We start from the raw sequence: 18649 nt of genomic DNA on the forward strand, positions 1-18649 counted from the left end.
TCCGCTCTCTCCCCCGCCGGCTCCCGTCCGGCTCGACCGCCGGTTACTTGGCGTGCGGCCGCCGGACGGGCTTGCGGCGGTGCTTCTTCGGCGGGACCGGCTTGGCCGGGCGCTTGCGGGGCTTCGGAGTGATCTTCTTGAAGCTCATGCGGACTTCCCTTCATATTTCTCTCGCCGTTTCCACGGCCTTGCAGAAATGAACTTACCGGCCCGATCCGATGACAATTCATAGACCGGACTGAAACGCGGCGAAGAGAAATATAAGAGAATGCTAAGCGCCATTCCGGGACGGCGAAGGCCCCCGGCGCGAGCGCGCCGGGGGCCTTCGGGCCGCCGTCAGGCGTAGACGGCGTCGTGGAAGGCGATCTCCGCCTCCAGCATCCCGCCGAACCAGCGGACCAGCAGGTCGTCCGCCACGCTCCCGGGCAGGGCGTCGACCTGGCGGGCCAGCGCGTCCACACCCTCGCGGAACGCCGCGGTCGCGTGCAGCGCGACCCAGTCGGCGATCGGGCCGGACGGCGCGCCGCCCCCCGCGTGGGCGCGGGTGCACCAGGCGAGGTAGAGGCTCTCGGCGGCGAAGAGCACCGTCGTCACCGCCCCGTAGCCGCCCTCGCGGGCCGCGGCCAGGGCGAAATCGGACAGGATCCGGGCGCGCTCGACGGCGTCCGGCCGCGCCTCCACGGGCCAGGCCGCGCGGGCGGCGCGGAAGTAGTCCGCCTGCTCGGTGGTCAGCGCGTGGACGGCGCGCGCGTTGCGCTCCATCGCCGTCCAGTCCGGCGCGTCCCACACGGCGAGGCCGTGCAGCCGGGCGGCCGTCGCCACGAACGACGCCTCGATCTCCAGGTAGTCGGCGTACTCCTGGTCGCCGATGGCACCCGTCTCGACCTCCCGGACGAAGCGCATGGCGAGCGCCCGCTCCATCGTCGCGGAGCAGGCGTCGAGCAGCCGCCGGGAGCGGGTCACTGCGCGAGCCACTCGACGAGGCCGCCGAACACGCGGGCGTACCCGTCCCATTCCTCGCAGAACGGCTTGGGCGCCCAGTGCGGGGAGCAGTCGGAGGTGAACACCCCGGACCGCCCCTTCCCGTACCCGGCGACGGCCACCAGCGGATCGCCGTTCAGCGTGGCGAGGACGTCGGTGCCCTGCCGGGCGCGGACCCGGTTGTAGCCGAGCAGCGCGGGCCACTCGCCCTCCACCCCGCCGAGCGCGGCGTGGCCGGCGGCGGTGACCTCGGCGTTCGCGCCCCCGGGCAGCTCGACGCGGTCGTCCTCGGGGAGCAGCTCGACCGGCAGCGCCTCGTGCAGCGCCGTGTTGCGGAAGGCGGCCTTGCCCTCGAAGCCGGTGAACGACAGGTACCCGCCGACCATCAGCAGCCCGCCGCCGTCCGCGACCCACGCGCGCAGCGCGCCGAGCCGGTCCGTGCCCGGCACGGCCTGCTCGAACACCTGCGGGGCGAGCTGGATGGAGTTCGCGCCGATGTCGGACAGCACGACCACGTCGTAGCGCCCGAGCGCGTCCGCGTCCCCGGGGAAGTCGGCCGGCACCAGGTGGGCGGGCATGTGCTCGACCTCGTGGCCCCGGCTCTCCAGGGCCCGGCGCAGCGGCTCGACACCGGTCACGTAGGAGCTGGTGGTGAAGGAGTCCACCCCCTTGATGTGGGTGGACTGGGAGACCCAGCTCTCGCCGGCGATCAGGACGCGGCTCACTATCGATCCTCTCTCTCGGATGGGAAAACGTGGGGGGACGGAGCGCCGGCGGCCGGTCAGGCCGCGGACTCGAACAGCCGGGCGGGGTTGCCGCGCAGCAGGCCGTCGACGGTCTCCGGGGCGACGCCGAGCGCGGCCAGCCGCCGCGCGAACAGCAGCGGCACGTACTGGAAGCCGTTGCCCCCGTAGGTGGTGAGCATGCTCTTGAGGAACACGTCGTGGCTGAGCAGCAGCCGCCCGCCGTGCCCGCGCGCGATCAGCCCGGCGACGGCGCGGGCGGTCTCGTCCGGGGCGGGCGACTGCCCCTCGCCCGGATACAGGAACGGCATGCCGATCATGTCGAACTCGAGCCACACGCCCCGGTCGGCGACCGACAGCTGGTAGCCGACGTCGCCGCCGGACGGGTCCATGTGGCACAGCACCACCGCGCCCGGCGGCACGCCGTACCCGTCCAGGACGATGTCGAGCACCTCGTGGGCGCGGCGCTGCCAGCCCGGCAGATGGACGTACAGGGGGACGCCGGTCTCCCGCTGCGCGCGGGCGGCGGCCCGCAGCGCGACCTGCTCGGCCGGGGTGAAGTCGGGCGACACCCCGATCTCGCCGATCACGCCGGGCCGGATACCGGTGCCGTCCGCGCCGCCGGCGAACTCGGCGACCAGCTCGGCCGCCATCCGCTCCTCCCCCGCGTCCGCGAGGTGGGCGGGGTGGTACTGCTCCAGGTACCAGCCGGAGCCCATGACGATCCGCAGGCCGCTGCGCTCGGCGAGCGAGCGCAGCGCCTCCGGGTCGCGGCCGAGGCCGCCGGGCGTGACGTCCACGACCGTGCCGCCGCCCGTCGCGGCGAACGCGCGCAGGTCGGACAGCATCGCCGCGTCGTCGTCGAGCGTGCAGTGATCCAGGCAGTCGTACGGACGTTCGCGCAGCAGCCACGCCAGGCCCGGCGTCGTCCGGGCGTCGCGCAGGAACGCGAGCGCCGGGTCGGTGGCCGGCTTCACCGCCTTGCGGACGTCGTTGCGCAGGTGCTCATGGGTCAGGGTGAGCCCGAGCCCGTCGCTCGCGACGGGCCCGGCCACCGTCATCACCGGCACCGCGCCCGGCGAGCCTCCCGGCGGAGCGCCCGGCCCGGGGTACGGCACGGTCATGTCCGTCCCAGCAGCTTGGCGCCCAGCTCGGACAGCGTGCGGCCGCGCAGGTTCAGCCAGATCGCGGCGAGCAGCACCAGCCCGGTGACGATCGGGGTGAGGAACGGGCTCACGCCGAGCAGCGTCAGCCCGTTGGCGATCACCCCGGTGATCACGGCGCCGATGATGCTGCCGATCATGGTGCCGCGGCCGCCGAACAGGTCGGTGCCGCCGAGCACGACCGCGGCGATCACGGTGAGCTCGAAGCCCTGCCCGGAGTTGGCCGAGCCGGAGCCGAGCCGCGCCGCGGTGAGCAGCCCGGCGACGCCCGCCGCGAGCCCGGCCAGCATCAGCGTGACCATCTTGATCCGGGCGGTGTTCACGCCCGCGCGGCGCACCGACTCCTCCTGCGAGCCGATGCCGTTGACGTAGTTGCCGAACCGCGTCCTGGCCAGCAGGATCCCGCCGACCACCACGGTGGCCAGCGCGATCCACGCCAGCGCGGAGAAGCCGAGGAACTTCGCCTCGCCGATCTTCGCGACGTACAGCCGCCGGTCGATCGGCACCGAGAACCCCTTGGTCCACAGCTGCGCGAGCCCGCGGATCACCGACATCGTCGCCAGCGTGACGATGAACGGCGGGATCTTCTGGTAGGCGGCGAGCCAGCCGTTGACCGCGCCCCAGAACAGCCCGGCCGCGAGGGCCGCGACGATCACGAGGGAGGAGTCCCAGCCGGCCTTCAGCATCTCGGCCGTGCCGACCGCGACGAACGCGACCGTGGAGCCCACCGACAGGTCGATCTGCCCGGTGGTGATCACGAAGGTCATCGCGACCGCGACGATCAGCGTGATCGCCACCTGGGTGGCGAGGTTCGACATGTTGTCGAAGCTCAGGAAGTTGTCCGCGCCGATGCCGAAGCCGACGAACAGCGCGACGGTGACGCCGAGCATCGCCAGCGTCGCCTTGTTGGCGCGCTCCCAGCGGCTCGGGGTCTTCGCCAGGACGGTCGGGGCGGGCGGGGCCTGCACGCTCATCAGGCCACCTCCTCGGTGTGCTCGCTGCCGGAACGGGTGATCATGGCGACGAGCCGCTCGATGTCCAGCGCGGACACCGGCTCGTCCTCGACGCTGCGGCCCTCGTACATGACGGTGATGCGGTCGCAGACCTCGAACAGGTCCTGCAGCCGGTGGGTGATCAGGATGACCCCGACGCCCTGCGCCGCCACGTCCTTGATCATGGCGAGCACCTGGCGGACCTCGGCGACCGCCAGCGCGGCGGTCGGCTCGTCCAGGATCAGCACCCGCGGCTTGAACGACACGGCGCGGGCGATCGCCACGGCCTGCCGCTGCCCGCCGGACAGGTGCCCGATCTCCTGGTAGGTCGACTTGACCCGGACGTGCAGGTCCGACAGCGTCTCGGCGGCCTTGTCGTGCATGGCGCGCCGGTCGATGAACGGGCCCTTGCGCGGTTCGCGGCCGAGGAACAGGTTGCTCGCGACGTCGAGGGTGTCGCACAGCGCGAGGTCCTGGTAGACGATGCCGATCCGCTCGCGGCGCGCGTCCGCCGGGCTGGCGAACCGCACCTCCCGGCCGTCGATCGTGATCTGGCCGGCGTCGTGCTGGACCGCGCCGGCCAGCACCTTCATCAAGGTGGACTTGCCGGCGCCGTTGTCGCCGACGAGGCCGAGCACCTCGCCGGGCGCGAGGGTCAGGTCGACGCCGCGCAGCGACTGCACCGCGCCGAACGACTTGGTGATGCCCTTCAGCGTGACCAGCGGTTGATCGCCCATGATCACTTCTCCAGGTAGTACAGGTAGTCCCCGACGTTGGCGGGGGTGACGATCTGGGTCGGGACGGGGACGTCCTTCGGCGCGGACCGCTTGCACGCCAGGTCGATCGCGGCGTTCATCGCGTCGTAGCCGAACTGGAAGGTGTTCTGCTGGACGACTCCCTTGATCCAGCCGGCCTTCAGCCCGTCGACCGCCTGGCTGGACAGGTCCCAGCCGACGACCTGGAGGTCCTTGGTGCGCTGCTGGCTGACCACGGCGGCGGCCAGGCCGATGAGCGCGGGCTCTCCGGTGGCGTAGGCGTAGGGCAGGTCCGGGTTGCCGGTCAGCAGGTTCTCCGCGGCGGTCTGCGCGTTCTCCTGGATGTTGCGGCCGTCCACGACGTTCTTGATCTTCATGCCGTGCGCGGTGACCTCGTCGGAGAAGCCCTTCTGCCGCTCGTTCTGGATCGTGCTGTTGAGGGCGCCGACCACGCCGATGTCGCCCTTGCCGCCGGAGATCTTCAGCAGCGCGTCGGCGAGCTGCTTGCCGCCTTCGGCGTTGGCGGTGCCGACCTGGGTGGACACCGCCGGGTCGTCGACGGTGGCGTCCACCGCGACGACCGGGATGCCGGCGTCCTTGGCGCGCCGGATCGCCGGCTTGATGCCCTCGGTGTCCACCGCGTCCACGATGATCGCGTCGTAGTGGCCCGCGACCATGTCGTCGATGGCGTTGGCCTGCGTGGTGGAGTCGTCGTTGCCGTTGACGACCTGCACCTGCGCGCCGGCCTTGCCCGCGACGGTCTTGGCGCCCGTGTTGATCTGGTTGAAGAACAGCGCCTGGAGGTTGATCGGGACGAGCCCGATCTTCGGGGCGCGCCCCTGCACCTTGCAGGCCTGCGCGATCCGCTGGGGCGGGGGCGGGCCCTGCTCGGTCGCCTTCTTCTCGGCCGCGATCTCCTTGCGGGCCTGGACGTCGCAGGCGGTCGTCGCCGTCAGCAGCAGGCCGAGCGCGACCGCGGCCGTCACCGTGCGTCGCATCATGTCTCCTCTCCATGGCGCCGCGCGAGCGCGGGGGACGCGTCCGGACCGGTTCCGGGACGAACCGTGTCCGTGGGGGCCGTATGTGCTTGAGCTGTGCTCGCCTCGGCGGGGTGCGCTCCGGCGGAGTCGATATAGGCGAGGACGTCCTCGCGATGCGGCAGTCCCGCGCGCGCCCCGGGCCGGGTGCAGGACAGGCCCGCGGCGACCGCGGCCACCCGCGCCGCCTCCAGCGGGCCGGCGCCCCGGTCCAGTTCCGCGCAGTAGGAGCCGGCGAAGCAGTCCCCGGCGCCGGTGGCGTCCACGGCGGTCACCTCGATCGCCGCGCCGGCGTGCCGGCCGCCGTCCGGAGTGAACAGCGTCCAGCCCCGGGAACCGTCCGTGACCACCAGGTTTACCCGATGTTCGGTAGCGGTCGAGGCGAGCGCGTCGTCGTCGCCGAGGAACACGGCGGCCTGCGCGCGGCCGACGACCGCGTGGTCGGCCGCGGCGAGCGCGGCGCGGGCCGCCGCGGCGCCGTCGCAGCCGTCGAGGTCGACGACGACCCCGGGCGGCCCGTCGCCGAGCACGCCGGCCGCCGCGGGGAAGCGGTAGCCGTCGAGGTAGAGCCAGTCCGCGCCCGCCGCGCGGGCCTGCGCGGCGACGGCGGCGACGTGCTCGGTGGTGACCTGGTCGTCCTGGCTGATGATGGAACGTTCCCCGTCGGGGGTGAGCAGGACGACCGCGGTCGTGAGGACGCCGGTCCGGGACGTCCACTCGGTGCCGACGCCGTCGGCGGCGAGCGCGTCGAGGAACGCGGTGCTCGCCGCGTCCGGCCCGACGACGCCCGCGAAGCGCGCGTCGGCGCCCATCCGCGCGGCCGCCACCGCCGCGTTCGCCCCCATCCCGCCCTCGCCGCGGCGCACCGCGGTGGCCTGGACGCGGGCGGCGGGCCCCGGCAGCACGGGGACGGCGACCGTGAGGTCGACGTTGGCGTAGCCGCAGAACACGATCATGGGAGGACCACGCCCGCCTTCGCGGCGGCGGCGGTCAGCTCCCGCACCTTGGCGGCGTCGACCCGGCCCCACCAGCGGCCGTTGTCCTTGACCGAGGACGCGACGATCACGCCGTCGCAGGCCGGCAGCAGCTCCCCGACGTTGCCCGCGCTGATCCCCGAGCCGATGACGACCGGCAGGGTGGTGTGCGCGGCGATGCCCTCGACCTCGTCCAGCGCGGCCGCGTCGCCGGTCCGCGAGCCGGTGGCGATCAGCACGTCGGCGCCGAAGAACTCGGCGTCCTCGGTCTGCTCGGCGAGGGTGCGGTCGGCGACGATCGCGTGCGCGCCGTGCTTGACGTGCACGTCCGCGAAGATCTTGACGGGGTTCGCGCCGATCCGGCTGCGGTAGCGGGTGGCGTGCGCGGCCTGGCCCTCGATGATCCCCTCGTTGGCGACGTAGGCGTTGGCCCACTGGTTGACGCGGACGAAGCCGGCGCCGCCCGACCAGGCGGAGGCGATCGAGCACTCGGCGGCGTTCGACAGGATGCTGACGCCGACCCGCCCGGAGGTCGCGTGCCGGACCCGGTCGGTCACCACGGCCATGGCGGCGGCGGTCTCGTAGCCGTGCTCGCCCGGCTTGAGGAACGGGATGTCCCAGTGGTTCTCGACGATCACGCCGTGCGCGCCGCCGTCCAGGTAGGCCCGCGCCTCCTCGATCGCGAACGTGCAGATCTCGTCGAGCGGCACGCCCTCGTAGTGCGGGCTGCCCGGCAGCGGCGGCAGGTGCACGGCGCCGATGACGACCTTGGGGGTGCCGAACAGCTCCTCGACGGCGTTCGGCTTGGGCGGGAACACGCCCAGTGCCCGCTCGCTCCCCGTCGCCCTCACCATGTCGCCTCCTGTGTAATCGATTGCAGTCGTGTTGTCCTGCACCGTAGATACGGATCCCGCAGGCCGTCAAGGGGGTATGATCGGGTCGACTGTTGTTGATCTGCCCAGCATCCGGGCTTTCGCCAAGCTGGAGAGGTAAACGATTGCAGCGGGTCACGATCGCCCAGGTCGCCGAGCGCGCCGGGGTCTCCACCGCCACGGTGTCGCGCGTGCTGTCGGGCCGCGGGCCCGTGTCGGCGGCCGTCCAGCGCAAGGTCAGGAAGGCCGCCGACGACCTCGGATACCAGGTCAACTCCATCGCCCGGGCGCTGCGCAACAGCCGCACCGACACCGTCGGCATGGTCGTGCCGAGCATCTCCAACCCGTTCTTCACCTCGCTGGTGGAGAGCGTCGAGCACGCCCTCGGCCGCGAGGGCAAGGAGCTGCTGCTCTGCGACGCGCGGTCCGACCCCGAGGTCGAGGCGCGGCGGCTGGCCACCCTCGTCGCCCGCAACGTCGACGGCATCATCGTCAGCCCGAGCCACGGCACGCTCAGCGGCGCCGCCGTCCAGGAGACCGCCGGGCGGCTCCCCCTGGTCCAGCTCGACCGGTTCGTCGGCGGCACCAGCACCGACTGGGTCGGCGTCGACGACGTCGCCGCGATGCGCCAGGTCATGGACCACCTGCACGCGGGCGGGGCGCGGTCGGCGGCGTTCGCCGGCTCGCTGCTGACCAACTCCTCCACCGAGCAGCGCTTCGCCGGGTTCCGCCGCCGGTCCGAGGACCTCGGCATCGCCGTGCACCCGGACCAGATCCTGCTCGGCGACTACAGCGTGGAATGGGGCGAGACGGCCGCCGCGCGGCTGATCGCCGCCGGCGACCTGCCCGACGCCATCGTGTGCGCCGACGACCTGATCGCGCTCGGCGTGACCCGGGCCTGCCGGGCGCACGGCGTGGACGTCCCGGGCCGGGTCCAGGTCACGGGATACGACAACATCGAGTTCTCGCGGCTCAGCGAGCCCGCGCTCACCACCGTCGACCAGCCGCGCGACCGGATCGCGACCGAGGCGGTGCGGCTGCTGGCCGCGGCCGCCGGCGAGGCCGACGGCGACCGCGGGCCGTCGGCGCACATCGCGCTCGTCCCCACCCTGGTGGTCAGGGAGAGCACGCGGGCACGGGCCTGAGACGTCCCGGCCGCCCGGCCGGGCCCGGAGAGGGAGGTCAGGAGATGGGCGACGCGCTCGAGCTCGCGCGCCGGCTGGTGCGGATCGACACCCGGGGCGGCGGTGAGCGGCGGGCCGCCGACCTCGTCGCGGACGTGCTGGACGGCGCGGGATTCGCCGTCCGGGTGGACGAGCCCGCCGAGGGGCGGGCGAACGTCGTGGCCCGGTACGGGCCCGAGGCGCCGCGCGTCCCGGTCACGTTCACCGGGCACCTCGACACCGTGCCCGCCGACGCGTCCGGCTGGTCGTTCGACCCGCTGTCCGGCGACGTCCGGGACGGGCGCCTGCTCGGGCGGGGAAGCAGCGACATGAAGGCGGGCGTCGCCTGCCAGGTCGAGGCGGCCGTCCGGGCGGTCCGCGACGGGCTGCCCGCGCCCCAGCTGGTGTTCACCTTCGGCGAGGAGACCGGGTGCGACGGCGCGGCGGTCCTGGACCCGGCCGCCGTCGCCGCCACGGACCTGCTGATCGTCGCCGAGCCGACGGGGAACCGGACGGTCCTCGGCCACAAGGGCACGCTCTGGCTGAAGGCCACGGCGCGGGGCGTGTCCGCGCACGGCTCCCGGCCCGAACTCGGCCGCAACGCCCTCGCCGCGCTGGCCGCCGCGGCGGTCCGCGTGCACGCGCACGCGGACTGGCCGGTGAGCCCGACGCACGGGCCCGCGACGGTCAACGTGGGCACCTTCCGTTCCGGGGTGCAGCCGAACCTGGTGCCCGACCACGCCGAGATGCGGCTGGACGTCCGCACGGTCCCCGGCTTCGGCGCGGACGAGGCGGTCGCGGTGATCTCCGGGTTGTGCGGCGAGGAGGTCGAGCTCGAACGGCTCGTGGACCTTCCCGGCGTCGCAACCGACCCGGCGGCCCCGGGCATGCCGGAGGTCCTGGACCTGCTCGCCCCCGGCTCCTCCGGGGCCGTCCCGGAGTACGCGACGTACTTCACCGACGCGTCCGTCCTCGCGGGCCTGCTCGGCGGGCCGGACGTGGTGATCTACGGGCCGGGCGATCCCGAGCAGGCGCATGTGACCGACGAGACGTGCTCGGTCGCGCGCGTCGGCGCCGCCGCGGAGGCGCTGTACCGCCTGCTGGCCGCACGCCGGCCGGACGGCGCCGCCTGAACCGGCGCCGCCTGAACCGGCGCCGCCTGAGACCGGCGCCGCCTGAGACCGGCGCCGCTCATGCAGCAGAACGCCCCGGCGATCGTTCGACTCGCCGGGGCGTTCCCGTTCCATGCGTTCCGGCGGTCGCGCCGGAGAGGGTCGTGCGGCGCGGCTCACGAACCGTCGCTGAGAAGTGGCCCGTGAATCCGCTCGCGAACGGTCAGCCCAGAGGCTGCGGCTCGCCCTTGGTGCCCGCGCCCGAGCCCCACGACAGGACCTCCCACTTGACGCCCTGGAGGTGTCCCTCGCCGGTGCCGGCGTCGTACTTGCTGTCGGGCTTGCCGCCGTCCAGCAGGTACCGGAAGGTGTAGGTGTCGAGGTCGAGCATGACGCCGTCGTGCGAGGGCGCGCCGGGGCCGCGGTCGCCGATGAAGCCGGTGATGCTGCGGCCCTTGTAGGTGACCTTGACCTTGGTGTTCATGGGCCAGCTCGGGCTGGCGAACAGGCCCTTCTGCATCGGCTTGCCGCTCGCGGGCGCGCCGGTGTCGCCGTTGATGCCGGAACCGTCGTCCCAGAAGTAGGACGCGGTGGTGGTGCCACTGAGGATCGCCTTCGGGCCCTTGTCGGCCTTCTTCCTGGCGTCCTTGGAGGTGGAGGCCTTGGCGTCCGGCTTCTTGGCGTCCGGCTTCTTGGAGGCGGACTTCGAGCTGGACTCGGCCAGGGTCTCGGAGGAGGTGTTCTTCTCGGGGGCCTTCTGCTTCAGCGCGGCCATGTCCTGCTGCTGCGCCAGAAGCCTGTCGGGCTTGGGAGCGGAGTCGTCGTGGCTGGCGGCCGCCACGCCGCCCACCAGCATCCCGGCAAGAGCCGCGCCGGTGACACCGGTCAACACGCGATTGATCGTCCGCTGCTGCATGAAAATCCTTAGTTCGGCGTACAGGACAGCCGTTCCGGCGCCGGAGCACAGGGGATCCGGGCATGCGGAACGGGGTTCCGAGACTCGGGACTCGGAAATGCCGCCGCGGAAAGGACCCCGCATGGGCGGCCCGCGGACATGACGGGCCGAGCTCGCGTCCGTCCGCGCTGCCGATCTGCGGGCATGCGCGCGACGCGGGCTTCGATGAAGCGGGAGAGGATGCCGACCGGGGGCTCACTGGGCCCTGCGCGGTCACGGCCGGTGCATGGTGCGGCCGTGGTTCGGCTGAGGGTTCCCGCCTGGCGGGCGGGAGGCGACGGCTATGCGATTGGCCAGGTCAACGGTGCTTTGACCTTGACCTGGCGTTGACTATATCCCTCATTGCCACACTTGGGCCAAATGGGCGATTTCTTTACCTTTGGCCACATAGATCGTTTTCTCGGCCGGTCTGCGGGATCGCCTTTCCCGCAGGGGATCCGGGCGGACGCGCAGGTCGGCACCCTGATCGGAAAGATCTTAAAGAACGATCTTTATGTCCAGGGAAATGATCTTTTATGCGGCCGGGCGGCCGGCCGGCGCGGCCCGGAACTGAAGATCGACATCGGCTCGGCGAGCCCGTGAGACCGATACGCGGAAGGAGCGCGCGCACAAGAAAACCCGGCCGGACGTACCGGCCGGGTGGATACCGGAGGCGGCCGCCGGGCGGCCGTGAACCGCGAGACGGCCCGGCGGCGGCCATGACGGCGGCGCCGGGCCGCGGGGCGGCCCCGGGGGGGCGGGCGGGGGGGGCGGGGGGGGGGGGGGGGGGGGGGGGGCCGGGGGCCCCCGGGGGGGGGGCCCGCCCCCCCGCCCACCCCCCGGGCCTCGTCCCGGCCGGGGGGCGCCCCCGCCGGCGCCGCGGGGCCGCGGACCGCGCGCGGCGGTCCGAGGGAGGAGGGACCTGGGTCAGTGCGTCGGGTAGACCGACGGCACCAGCGGGGTCGGGCCCGTCCCGCCGGCGAACACCGGGTTGACCGCCGGCGCCTCGGCGAAGGGGGCCTGCGCGTAGGCGGGCTCCGGGAACGGCGCGGCCGCGACGATCGGCTGGTACGGCGCGGGAGCCGCCTGGGGGGCGCCCGGCGGCGGCACGGGCGGCGGGACGTGGGAGCCGTCGGCCCGGCGCGGTTCCGGCAGCGGAGGAGCCGTCCGATCCGTGCGGCGCTCGGCCAGGACGGCCATCAGCGCGCGGGCGGTGTCGGCGTCCATCCGGAGCAGGACGCTGGGCGTCCCTCCCTGGTCGACGAACGGGGAGACCGAGGGCGCGGAGGGGAGCTGGGGCAGCGCCGCCCGCATCTCCTCGCGGAGATCCTGGGCCAGCCGCAGCGCCTGTCGGTCACTGTCGCTCAAGTGTGCGGTCATCGCGATCTCCGGCGAGTTCACGTGCGGGGGTCCGGGGCAATCCTGCTAGGAATGGCGTGCAGGTGCAAGGGCTGATGCACGTGCATTTTGCGAAATATCGGCCCGTAACCCCCGCCTCCAACGCTCGTTGGCGATCAGTCCATCCCCCGCCTGCCGGGCGTCCAGTAGGGCTTGACCTGCACGGATCTGCGCGGCCAGCTCCGCTCCCGGACCAGATGGGCGCGCACGGCCTGTACGGTGCGTGCTTCCCCGGCCACGTACGCGAACCCCGGCTCGCCGGGAAGATCGAGCCGGCGGACCGCGTCGACGAGGATCTCCGACGACGCCGCCGAGGCGGCACCGCGACGGCACCACGCGAGCTCCTCGCTCCGCGGCAGCGGCAACCGGTCCTCCGGCTCGGCGACCTCCACCGCGCCGTACACGGGTTCGTCCGGCCCGGCGGCGCGCAGCATCGCGCCGAACGTGACGGAGGCCGTCTCCTCGCCCGCGAACAGGTGGTACGGAGCGGGGCGCAGCACGAACGAGCCCTCCGGCTTGTTGAAGACGACCTCCTCCCCCGGCCGGACGGAACGGGCCCAGCGCGCCCCCGGCCCGGCGCCCTCGTGGTTCATGACGCACAGCTCCAGCACGCCGGAGGCGGCGTCGTAGTCCCACACGGAGTAGGTGCGCAGCGCGTCGCGCACCTTGCCGCTGACCCACGTCCGCGCGGACGTGACGTCCGCCATGTGCACGCGGACGTGCTGCCCGGGCGTCCAGTCCAGGCCGGGAACGCCGCCGATGGCGATCCACCGCATGCGGCCCGGCCCGGGCCGGACGTCCTCGACGCGTCCCCGGACGAACATCCGGTCCAGCAGCCTGCCGCGGACACCGCGCGGGCTCTCCGCCACGCCCATCGCCGCCCTCCTGGTCATCGAGTTATATCTCATATTCAGAAGGACACGATATATCTCATTGATCGGAGCGACCAGCCCTCGTCGCCCGGTCGGCCCGGGAAAGGCCGGGAGCGACCAGCAGCGCCGCCGCGCAGGCGATCAGCGCGACCACGCGGAAGCCCGCCGACATCGCGTCGGTGAAGGCCGAGACGACCTGGGCGTGCGTCCCCGCGCCGGCGCCGGAGGCGTTCGCCGCGGCGATCGCCTCGCCCGCCGAGCGGGCGTGGTCCGCCAGGGCCGGCGGCAGGGCGCCGGTGAAACGGCCGGTGAGCACCGTCCCGAGGACCGCGACGCCCAGCGCGCTGCCGATCTCGCGGGCCGCGCTGTTCAGCCCGGACCCCAGCCCGGCGCGCCCGGGCGGGAGCGCGGACATGACGCCGACCGACAGCGGCGGCACGCACAGTCCCATGCCGACCGACATGACCAGCAGATCCACCGCGTAGAGCGGGTAGGGCGTGGCCGCGTCGGCGAGCGAGAGCAGCCCGAGCCCGCAGGCGAGGACGAGCAGCCCCGAGGTGATGACCGCGCGGTTCCCGAACCTGCGGGCCAGGCCGACGCTCCGCCGGGAGACCACGATCATCCCGACCACGACCGGAGCGACCGCCACGCCGGTGACCAGCGGCGAGTACCCCTTGGCGTACTGCAGGTACTGGGCGTTGACGAAGAACAGCGCGAACAGGCAGAAGAAGGCCGCCCCGATGCCCAGCACGCCGCTGCGCAGCGTGGCGCGGGCGAACAGCCGCGGGTCGAGCAGCGGGTGCGCGGCGCGCGTCGCGTGGACGGCGAACACCGCCAGCAGGACGGCGGCGCCCGCGAACCCGCCCAGCACCGGTGCGGACGTCCAGCCGCGCTCGGATCCCTCGATGATCCCGAAGAGCAGCGCGAACAGGGCCGCCGTGAGCAGCGCGGCGCCCGGCGCGTCCAGGTCCGCGCGGTGCCGCTCGCCCGCGGGGGCCAGCCAGGCCGTCAGCGCGGCCAGCGCACCGGCGGCGAGCGCGCCGGCCAGGAACAGGCACTGCCAGGGCAGCCACTCCAGCACCGCTCCCCCGGCGAGGTTGCCCACGGCGCCCGCGACGCCGGTCGCGGCCGTCCAGGCCGCGATCGCCTGCGGGCGCCGCGCCGGCTCGGTGACCTGCATCAGCAGCGACAGCGTCGCGGGCATGATGAGCGCCGCGCCGACCCCGGTGACCAGCCGGCCCGCCAGCAGCACGGCGACCGCGGGCGCCGCCGCCGACAGCAGGCAGCCGGCGGCGAAGACGCCGAGGCCGGCCAGCAGGGCGCCCTTGCGCCCGAACCGGTCGCCCGCGGCGCCGGCCGGGATGAGCAGGCAGCCGAACACCAGGACGTAGGAGTCGACGATCCACAGCAGGCCGGTGGCGGACGGGTGCAGGCCGCTCGCCGACAGCTTGGGGATCGAGAGGTTGATCGCCGCGACCATCGCCACGACCAGGACCACGCACGCCGACATCAGCGGCGGCACGGCGCGCCGGGCGGCGCGTCCCCGGTCCGGAGGCGCGGCGGCGCGGACGGCATCGATCGTCATGAGGGTTCCTCGAAGTCACTCGCGGGCGTGCCTCGGGCACGCCGGAAAGGGCTGAGCCGACAGGTGGGGCGGGGATCCGGCCGCGCGCGCCGCCTCCGCGATCTCCAACGTAGGCTTGCGGTGACTTGCTTTCAAATGCATCTTTTGCACGTGAGGAGTGCGTCCGGTGCAATCCACGCTGGATCTCAATCTGCTCGTCGCGCTCGACGTCCTGCTGGACGAGGGCAGCGTCGCCGGGGCGGCCGAGCGCCTGCATCTGTCGAGCCCCGCGATGAGCCGCACCCTCGGCCGGATCCGCAAGGCCCTCGGCGACCCCGTGCTCGTGCGCTCGGGCCGCGGCATGGTGCCGACCCCGCGCGCGCTCGCGATGCGCGCTGAGGTGCATGAGCTCGTCCAGCGCGCCTACACGCTGTTCTCCGCGGACGACGCCTTCTCCCCGCACACGCTGGAGGGCACCTTCACCCTGCAGGCGGAGGAGGGCACGATCGCCGTCCTGTCCGGTCCACTCCTGGCGCGGATGGCACGCGACGCCCCGGGCGTCACGCTGCGCTTCCTCGGCGAGGGGCCGCGCGACACCCATCTCCTGCGGCGCGCCTCCGTCGACCTGGAGATCGGCATCATCACGGCCGAGGCGACCGACACCCGGGTCGAGCCGGTCCTGGAGGACCGGTTCTCCTCCGTCGTCCGCCCCGGGCACCCGCTCGCGGGCCGGGAGGTGACGCTCGACGAATGGTGCGCGACCACGCAGCTGACCAACACGCGGCGCGGCCGCCTGGCCGGGCCCATCGACGAACTCCTCGCCGGGATGGGACGGTCCAGGCGCGTGGCCGGGACCGTCCCGACGGTCAGCACCGCGCTGCTCGTCGTCCGGGAGACCGACCTGATGGGGTTCGCGGCGGAACGGCTGCACAGGCCCCTGGTGGAGCGGCTGGGCCTGGTGCGGATCCCGATCCCCCTGCCCATGCCGCCCCTGCGGCTGTCATTGGCCTGGCACGCGCGCTACGACGCCGACCCCGCGCACGCGTGGCTGCGAGGCTGCGTCCGCGAAACGATCGCGGAAGTGGCGGGCGTGGCCGACGTGGCGGGCATGGCCGACGTGGCCGACGTGGGCGACGTGGCCGACGTGCAGGGAGCGTCTTAGGGCCTGGGTAGTGTCGGCATCCCTGACCATCCCCGCCGCACCGTCCGGGTGCCGCCGGGGCCGGCGAGAAGGCGGACACGATGGCGGACACTCTCAGCGTCCGGGCCCTCAACAGGGCGACGCTGGCCCGGCAACTGCTTCTGGCGCGCGAGCGCGTACCGGTCACCGACGCCGTGGGCCGCTTGTTCGGGATCCAGGCGCAGGAGCCCAGACCGCCGTTCGTCGGGCTGTGGTCGCGGCTGGAGGGCTTCCAGGCGTCCAGCCTGCACGCGGCCCTTCACGACCGGACGCTCGTCCGCGCGACCATGATGCGCGCGACCCTGCACCTGATGACCGCGTCCGACTACCTCGCGTTCCGCACGTCGATGCAGCCGATGCTGGACGCGGCGATGCGCGTCCTCGGGGACCGCGCCAAGGGCCTCGACCTCGAACAGGTCGTCCCCGCCGCCCGTTCCCTCCTCGACGAGCGCCCGCGCACGTTCAACGAGGTGCGGGCCCTTCTGCAGGAACGGTTCCCGGACGTCAACGACCGCGCGCTCGGCTACGCCGTCCGGATGTGCGTGCCGCTGGTCATGGTCCCGACCGACGACAGGTGGGGCTTTCCCCGCTCCGCCGAGTTCGCGTCGGCCGACAGTTGGCTGGGCGCCGCCCCGTCCGCCGGCGCCGCCGAGGACGATCTCGTCCTGCGCTACCTGGAGGCGTTCGGGCCTGCGTCCGCGGCCGACGCGCAGACCTGGTCGGGACTGCGCTCGGCGGGCGAGACCCTGGAACGGCTGCGGCCGCGCCTGGCCGTCTTCGCCGACGACAAGGGCCGGGAGCTGTTCGACCTGCCCGGCGCGCCCCGCCCGGGCGAGGACGTCCCGGCCCCCGCGCGGTTCCTGCCGGAGTTCGACAGCCTGGTCCTCGCGCACGCCGACCGCCGCCGGATCATCGCCGACGCGCATCGGCCGTCGCTCACCACGAAGAACCTCCGGGTCCGCGCCGTGTTCGTCTGGGACGGGTTCGCACGCGGCGTCTGGGAGACCGAGTACAAGCGCAAGGTCGCCACCCTTCGGCTGCGCCCCTTCGAACCCCTCCCGCAGGCCGCCCTCGACGACCTCACCGCCGAGGGCGAGGCCCTCCTGCGCTTCATCGAGCCCGACGCCAAGGACACCGTCGTCACCGTCGCCGAGGACTGACGCCCCGGCGGTGGTCAGGCGGGTCAGGCAGGGAGGGGTCAGGCGATCGTCCGGCCGAGGCCCTCCCAGTACGGCGCCCGCAGGTCCTTCTTGAGGATCTTGCCGCTGGGGTTGCGCGGCAGCGCGTCCACGAAGTCGACCGAGCGCGGGCGCTTGAACCCGGCCAGCCGCTCGCGGGCGTAGGCGATGACCTCGCCCTCGGTGAGGTCCGCGCCGGGCGCGGGGACGACGACGGCCTTGACGGTCTCGCCCCACCGCTCGTCGGGCACGCCGATGACCGCGACGTCGGCGATCCCGGGATGCGCCGCGAGGACCTCCTCGACCTCGATCGGGTACACGTTCTCCGCACCCGTGACGATCATGTCCTTGATCCGGTCGGTGAGGAACAGGTAGCCCTCGGCGTCGACGTACCCGGCGTCGCCGGTGCGCAGCCAGCCGTCCCCGGCCAGCAGCCGGGCCGTCTCCTCCGGCCGGTTCCAGTAGCCGGGGGTGTTCTGCGTGGACCGCACCAGCACCTCGCCGACCTCGCCCGGCGCGCGCTCCGCGCCCTCTCCCGGCTCGACGATCTTCACCTCGACCCAGGCGTAGGGCCGCCCGGCCGAGCGCATCAGGTGCGCGCGCGGGCCGTCCGGGTCGTGGTCCTCGGGCTCCAGCTGGACGATGGCTCCGGTCGTCTCGGTCATCCCGTACAGCTGGAACAGCGGGGCCTTGAAGGTCTCCAGCGAGCGCCGCAGCACCTCGCTCGTGATCGGCGACGCCCCGTAGGTGATCGCCCGCAGCGCCGAGTAGTCGCGCTCTGCGGCGCCCGGCACCTGGCACATGAACTGCAGGACCGCCGGGACGATGAACGCGTTGGTGATCCGCTCGCGCTCGAAGGTGTCGACCAGCGCCGCCGGGTCGATGTCGCGGACCAGCACCTGGCGGCAGCCGGCGTACAGGCCGGCCAGCGCCCAGCCGGTCCCGCCGATGTGGAACAGCGGCATCGGCACGAGGCTCACCGACGACCCGTCCAGCCGCCAGCGCCGCGCCATCCGCTCGCCGACCTCGAAGTTGGCGTTGCTGAGCTGCACGCCCTTCGGCACGCCGGTCGTGCCGGAGGTGTAGAGCTGCACGACGACGTCGCCGGGCTCGCCGACGAATCCGGGGTCGTCGGCCGGATGCTCCGCCAGCCATGCCTCGAACTCCTGGCCGGTCGGCACCGCCCGGCCGGGGAGCGTCCCGGCGAGCGCGGCGAACTCGGCGTCCACCACGGTCACCGGCGCCTGCGCGTCCGCGACGATCGCGGCGATCTCGGCGGGGGTCAGCCGCCAGTTCACCGGCGCGGCCACCGCGCCGATCTTCGCGGCGCCGAACAGCAGGTCGAAGAACTCGGGCGCGTTCTTGCCCACGTAGGCGACCCGCGACCCGGCGCCGAGCCCGGCGGCCAGGAGCGCGCGGGCGGCCCGGCTGGAGCGCTCGTCCAGCTCGGCGTAGCTGATCGTCCGGCCGTCGCCCGTGATGGCGGGGGCGTCGCCCCGGTCCCGGGCGTGGTCGCGGACGATGGACACGACGCGGTAGTCCACTCCGGCCCCTTCCGAATCAGATTCGGTTCTGCGCCTCCGACCTTACCGACCGGATTCACGAAGACGAAAGCACACACTTGCCTCACGTGGGAACATGACGCTATGCCCGTGCACGGCTCCGAATAGTGATCAATCCGAGACCTGTACTGATTGAAAGATCCATCAAATCAGCGCAAGCTGTCTCCGA

Annotated in this window: 18 protein-coding genes; 5 read left to right on the forward strand and 13 right to left on the reverse strand. The window is 73.4% G+C overall.

The genetic code is table 11. The features are described from left to right. Window positions 1–336: 336 nt before the first annotated feature. Genes ABT299_RS01720 through ABT299_RS01755 form a run of 8 tightly spaced genes read right to left on the reverse strand, consistent with a single transcriptional unit; the run spans window position 337 to window position 7499 of the window. Window positions 337–975 carry a TenA family protein gene (locus tag ABT299_RS01720; protein ID WP_500249429.1) on the reverse strand — a complete coding sequence of 213 codons (639 nt, stop codon included), beginning with the start codon at window positions 973–975 and terminating at the stop codon, window positions 337–339. After that, window positions 960–1706: a glutamine amidotransferase gene (locus tag ABT299_RS01725; protein WP_387020849.1), complete on the reverse strand. Its 747-nt coding sequence runs from the start codon at window positions 1704–1706 to the stop codon at window positions 960–962. The genes ABT299_RS01720 and ABT299_RS01725 overlap by 16 nt, the downstream gene beginning before the upstream one ends. 56 nt (window positions 1707–1762) lie before the next feature. Next, complete coding sequence (locus ABT299_RS01730; RefSeq protein WP_500249430.1) at window positions 1763–2848, reverse strand: phosphotriesterase family protein; 1086 nt, start codon at window positions 2846–2848, stop codon at window positions 1763–1765. After that, window positions 2845–3861, reverse strand: coding sequence for an ABC transporter permease (locus ABT299_RS01735; protein ID WP_190858346.1), 1017 nt, complete (start codon window positions 3859–3861; stop codon window positions 2845–2847). The genes ABT299_RS01730 and ABT299_RS01735 overlap by 4 nt, the downstream gene beginning before the upstream one ends. Next, a complete protein-coding gene (locus tag ABT299_RS01740; protein WP_190858348.1) occupies window positions 3861–4616 on the reverse strand; it encodes an ATP-binding cassette domain-containing protein in 756 nt (251 codons plus the stop codon). The genes ABT299_RS01735 and ABT299_RS01740 overlap by 1 nt, the downstream gene beginning before the upstream one ends. Before the next feature lie 2 nt (window positions 4617–4618). Then, entirely contained in the window at window positions 4619–5635 is a 1017-nt protein-coding gene (locus tag ABT299_RS01745) for a substrate-binding domain-containing protein (protein ID WP_206700031.1), read from the reverse strand. Continuing rightward, complete coding sequence (locus tag ABT299_RS01750) at window positions 5632–6627, reverse strand: carbohydrate kinase family protein (protein ID WP_500249431.1); 996 nt, start codon at window positions 6625–6627, stop codon at window positions 5632–5634. The genes ABT299_RS01745 and ABT299_RS01750 overlap by 4 nt, the downstream gene beginning before the upstream one ends. Beyond that, window positions 6624–7499 carry a BtpA/SgcQ family protein gene (locus ABT299_RS01755; RefSeq protein WP_387020835.1) on the reverse strand — a complete coding sequence of 292 codons (876 nt, stop codon included), beginning with the start codon at window positions 7497–7499 and terminating at the stop codon, window positions 6624–6626. The genes ABT299_RS01750 and ABT299_RS01755 overlap by 4 nt, the downstream gene beginning before the upstream one ends. 143 nt (window positions 7500–7642) lie before the next feature. On the opposite strand from ABT299_RS01755, the gene ABT299_RS01760 reads away from it, so the two are divergent. Beyond that, window positions 7643–8662 (forward strand): LacI family DNA-binding transcriptional regulator, encoded by a 1020-nt coding sequence (locus tag ABT299_RS01760; protein WP_190858354.1) that lies wholly within the window; start codon window positions 7643–7645, stop codon window positions 8660–8662. A 44-nt stretch (window positions 8663–8706) separates the two neighbouring features. Beyond that, on the forward strand, window positions 8707–9813 hold the full coding sequence (locus tag ABT299_RS01765; RefSeq protein ID WP_500249432.1) for a M20 family metallopeptidase: 1107 nt from the start codon (window positions 8707–8709) through the stop codon (window positions 9811–9813). Between the two features lie 202 nt (window positions 9814–10015). Here the strand turns inward: ABT299_RS01765 and ABT299_RS01770 are convergent, their stop codons facing one another. Further along, window positions 10016–10684: an RlpA-like double-psi beta-barrel domain-containing protein gene (locus tag ABT299_RS01770; RefSeq protein WP_347256768.1), complete on the reverse strand. Its 669-nt coding sequence runs from the start codon at window positions 10682–10684 to the stop codon at window positions 10016–10018. A 423-nt stretch (window positions 10685–11107) separates the two neighbouring features. On the opposite strand from ABT299_RS01770, the gene ABT299_RS01775 reads away from it, so the two are divergent. After that, on the forward strand, window positions 11108–11329 hold the full coding sequence (locus ABT299_RS01775) for a hypothetical protein (protein ID WP_500249433.1): 222 nt from the start codon (window positions 11108–11110) through the stop codon (window positions 11327–11329). Window positions 11330–11653: 324 nt separating this feature from the next. Here ABT299_RS01775 and ABT299_RS01780 read toward each other — a convergent pair whose 3' ends face one another. The 3 genes from ABT299_RS01780 to ABT299_RS01790 form a co-directional block, all read right to left on the reverse strand. Further along, window positions 11654–12106 (reverse strand): hypothetical protein, encoded by a 453-nt coding sequence (locus tag ABT299_RS01780; protein ID WP_500249434.1) that lies wholly within the window; start codon window positions 12104–12106, stop codon window positions 11654–11656. A gap of 134 nt (window positions 12107–12240) precedes the next feature. Continuing rightward, entirely contained in the window at window positions 12241–13017 is a 777-nt protein-coding gene (locus ABT299_RS01785; RefSeq protein WP_500249435.1) for a siderophore-interacting protein, read from the reverse strand. 37 nt (window positions 13018–13054) lie between these two features. Beyond that, window positions 13055–14581: an MFS transporter gene (locus ABT299_RS01790; protein ID WP_500249436.1), complete on the reverse strand. Its 1527-nt coding sequence runs from the start codon at window positions 14579–14581 to the stop codon at window positions 13055–13057. Window positions 14582–14747: 166 nt separating this feature from the next. On the opposite strand from ABT299_RS01790, the gene ABT299_RS01795 reads away from it, so the two are divergent. Both ABT299_RS01795 and ABT299_RS01800 read left to right on the forward strand, forming a co-directional pair. Beyond that, window positions 14748–15722, forward strand: coding sequence for a LysR family transcriptional regulator (locus ABT299_RS01795; RefSeq protein WP_500249437.1), 975 nt, complete (start codon window positions 14748–14750; stop codon window positions 15720–15722). Between the two features lie 80 nt (window positions 15723–15802). Then, window positions 15803–16900 (forward strand): winged helix DNA-binding domain-containing protein, encoded by a 1098-nt coding sequence (locus ABT299_RS01800; RefSeq protein ID WP_500249438.1) that lies wholly within the window; start codon window positions 15803–15805, stop codon window positions 16898–16900. Window positions 16901–16938: 38 nt separating this feature from the next. Here ABT299_RS01800 and ABT299_RS01805 read toward each other — a convergent pair whose 3' ends face one another. Beyond that, a complete protein-coding gene (locus ABT299_RS01805; protein ID WP_500249439.1) occupies window positions 16939–18462 on the reverse strand; it encodes a long-chain-fatty-acid--CoA ligase in 1524 nt (507 codons plus the stop codon). Between the last annotated feature and the right edge of the window lie 187 nt (window positions 18463–18649).

This window comes from Spirillospora sp. NPDC000708 (genome assembly GCF_040299565.1).
In the GTDB taxonomy this organism is placed as follows: Bacteria; Actinomycetota; Actinomycetes; order Streptosporangiales; family Streptosporangiaceae; genus Spirillospora.

Bases quoted from the DNA above. Each gene is read 5' to 3' on its own strand.
- ABT299_RS01730 (WP_500249430.1), bottom strand. From the start codon at position 2,848: ATGACCGTGCCGTACCCCGGGCCGGGCGCTCCGCCGGGAGGCTCGCCG.
- ABT299_RS01735 (WP_190858346.1), bottom strand. From the start codon at position 3,861: ATGAGCGTGCAGGCCCCGCCCGCCCCGACCGTCCTGGCGAAGACCCCG.
- ABT299_RS01740 (WP_190858348.1), bottom strand. From the start codon at position 4,616: ATGGGCGATCAACCGCTGGTCACGCTGAAGGGCATCACCAAGTCGTTC.
- ABT299_RS01745 (WP_206700031.1), bottom strand. From the start codon at position 5,635: ATGATGCGACGCACGGTGACGGCCGCGGTCGCGCTCGGCCTGCTGCTG.
- ABT299_RS01750 (WP_500249431.1), bottom strand. From the start codon at position 6,627: ATGATCGTGTTCTGCGGCTACGCCAACGTCGACCTCACGGTCGCCGTC.
- ABT299_RS01755 (WP_387020835.1), bottom strand. From the start codon at position 7,499: ATGGTGAGGGCGACGGGGAGCGAGCGGGCACTGGGCGTGTTCCCGCCC.
- ABT299_RS01765 (WP_500249432.1), top strand. From the start codon at position 8,707: ATGGGCGACGCGCTCGAGCTCGCGCGCCGGCTGGTGCGGATCGACACC.
- ABT299_RS01775 (WP_500249433.1), top strand. From the start codon at position 11,108: ATGGGCGATTTCTTTACCTTTGGCCACATAGATCGTTTTCTCGGCCGG.
- ABT299_RS01780 (WP_500249434.1), bottom strand. From the start codon at position 12,106: ATGACCGCACACTTGAGCGACAGTGACCGACAGGCGCTGCGGCTGGCC.
- ABT299_RS01785 (WP_500249435.1), bottom strand. From the start codon at position 13,017: ATGACCAGGAGGGCGGCGATGGGCGTGGCGGAGAGCCCGCGCGGTGTC.
- ABT299_RS01790 (WP_500249436.1), bottom strand. From the start codon at position 14,581: ATGACGATCGATGCCGTCCGCGCCGCCGCGCCTCCGGACCGGGGACGC.
- ABT299_RS01800 (WP_500249438.1), top strand. From the start codon at position 15,803: ATGGCGGACACTCTCAGCGTCCGGGCCCTCAACAGGGCGACGCTGGCC.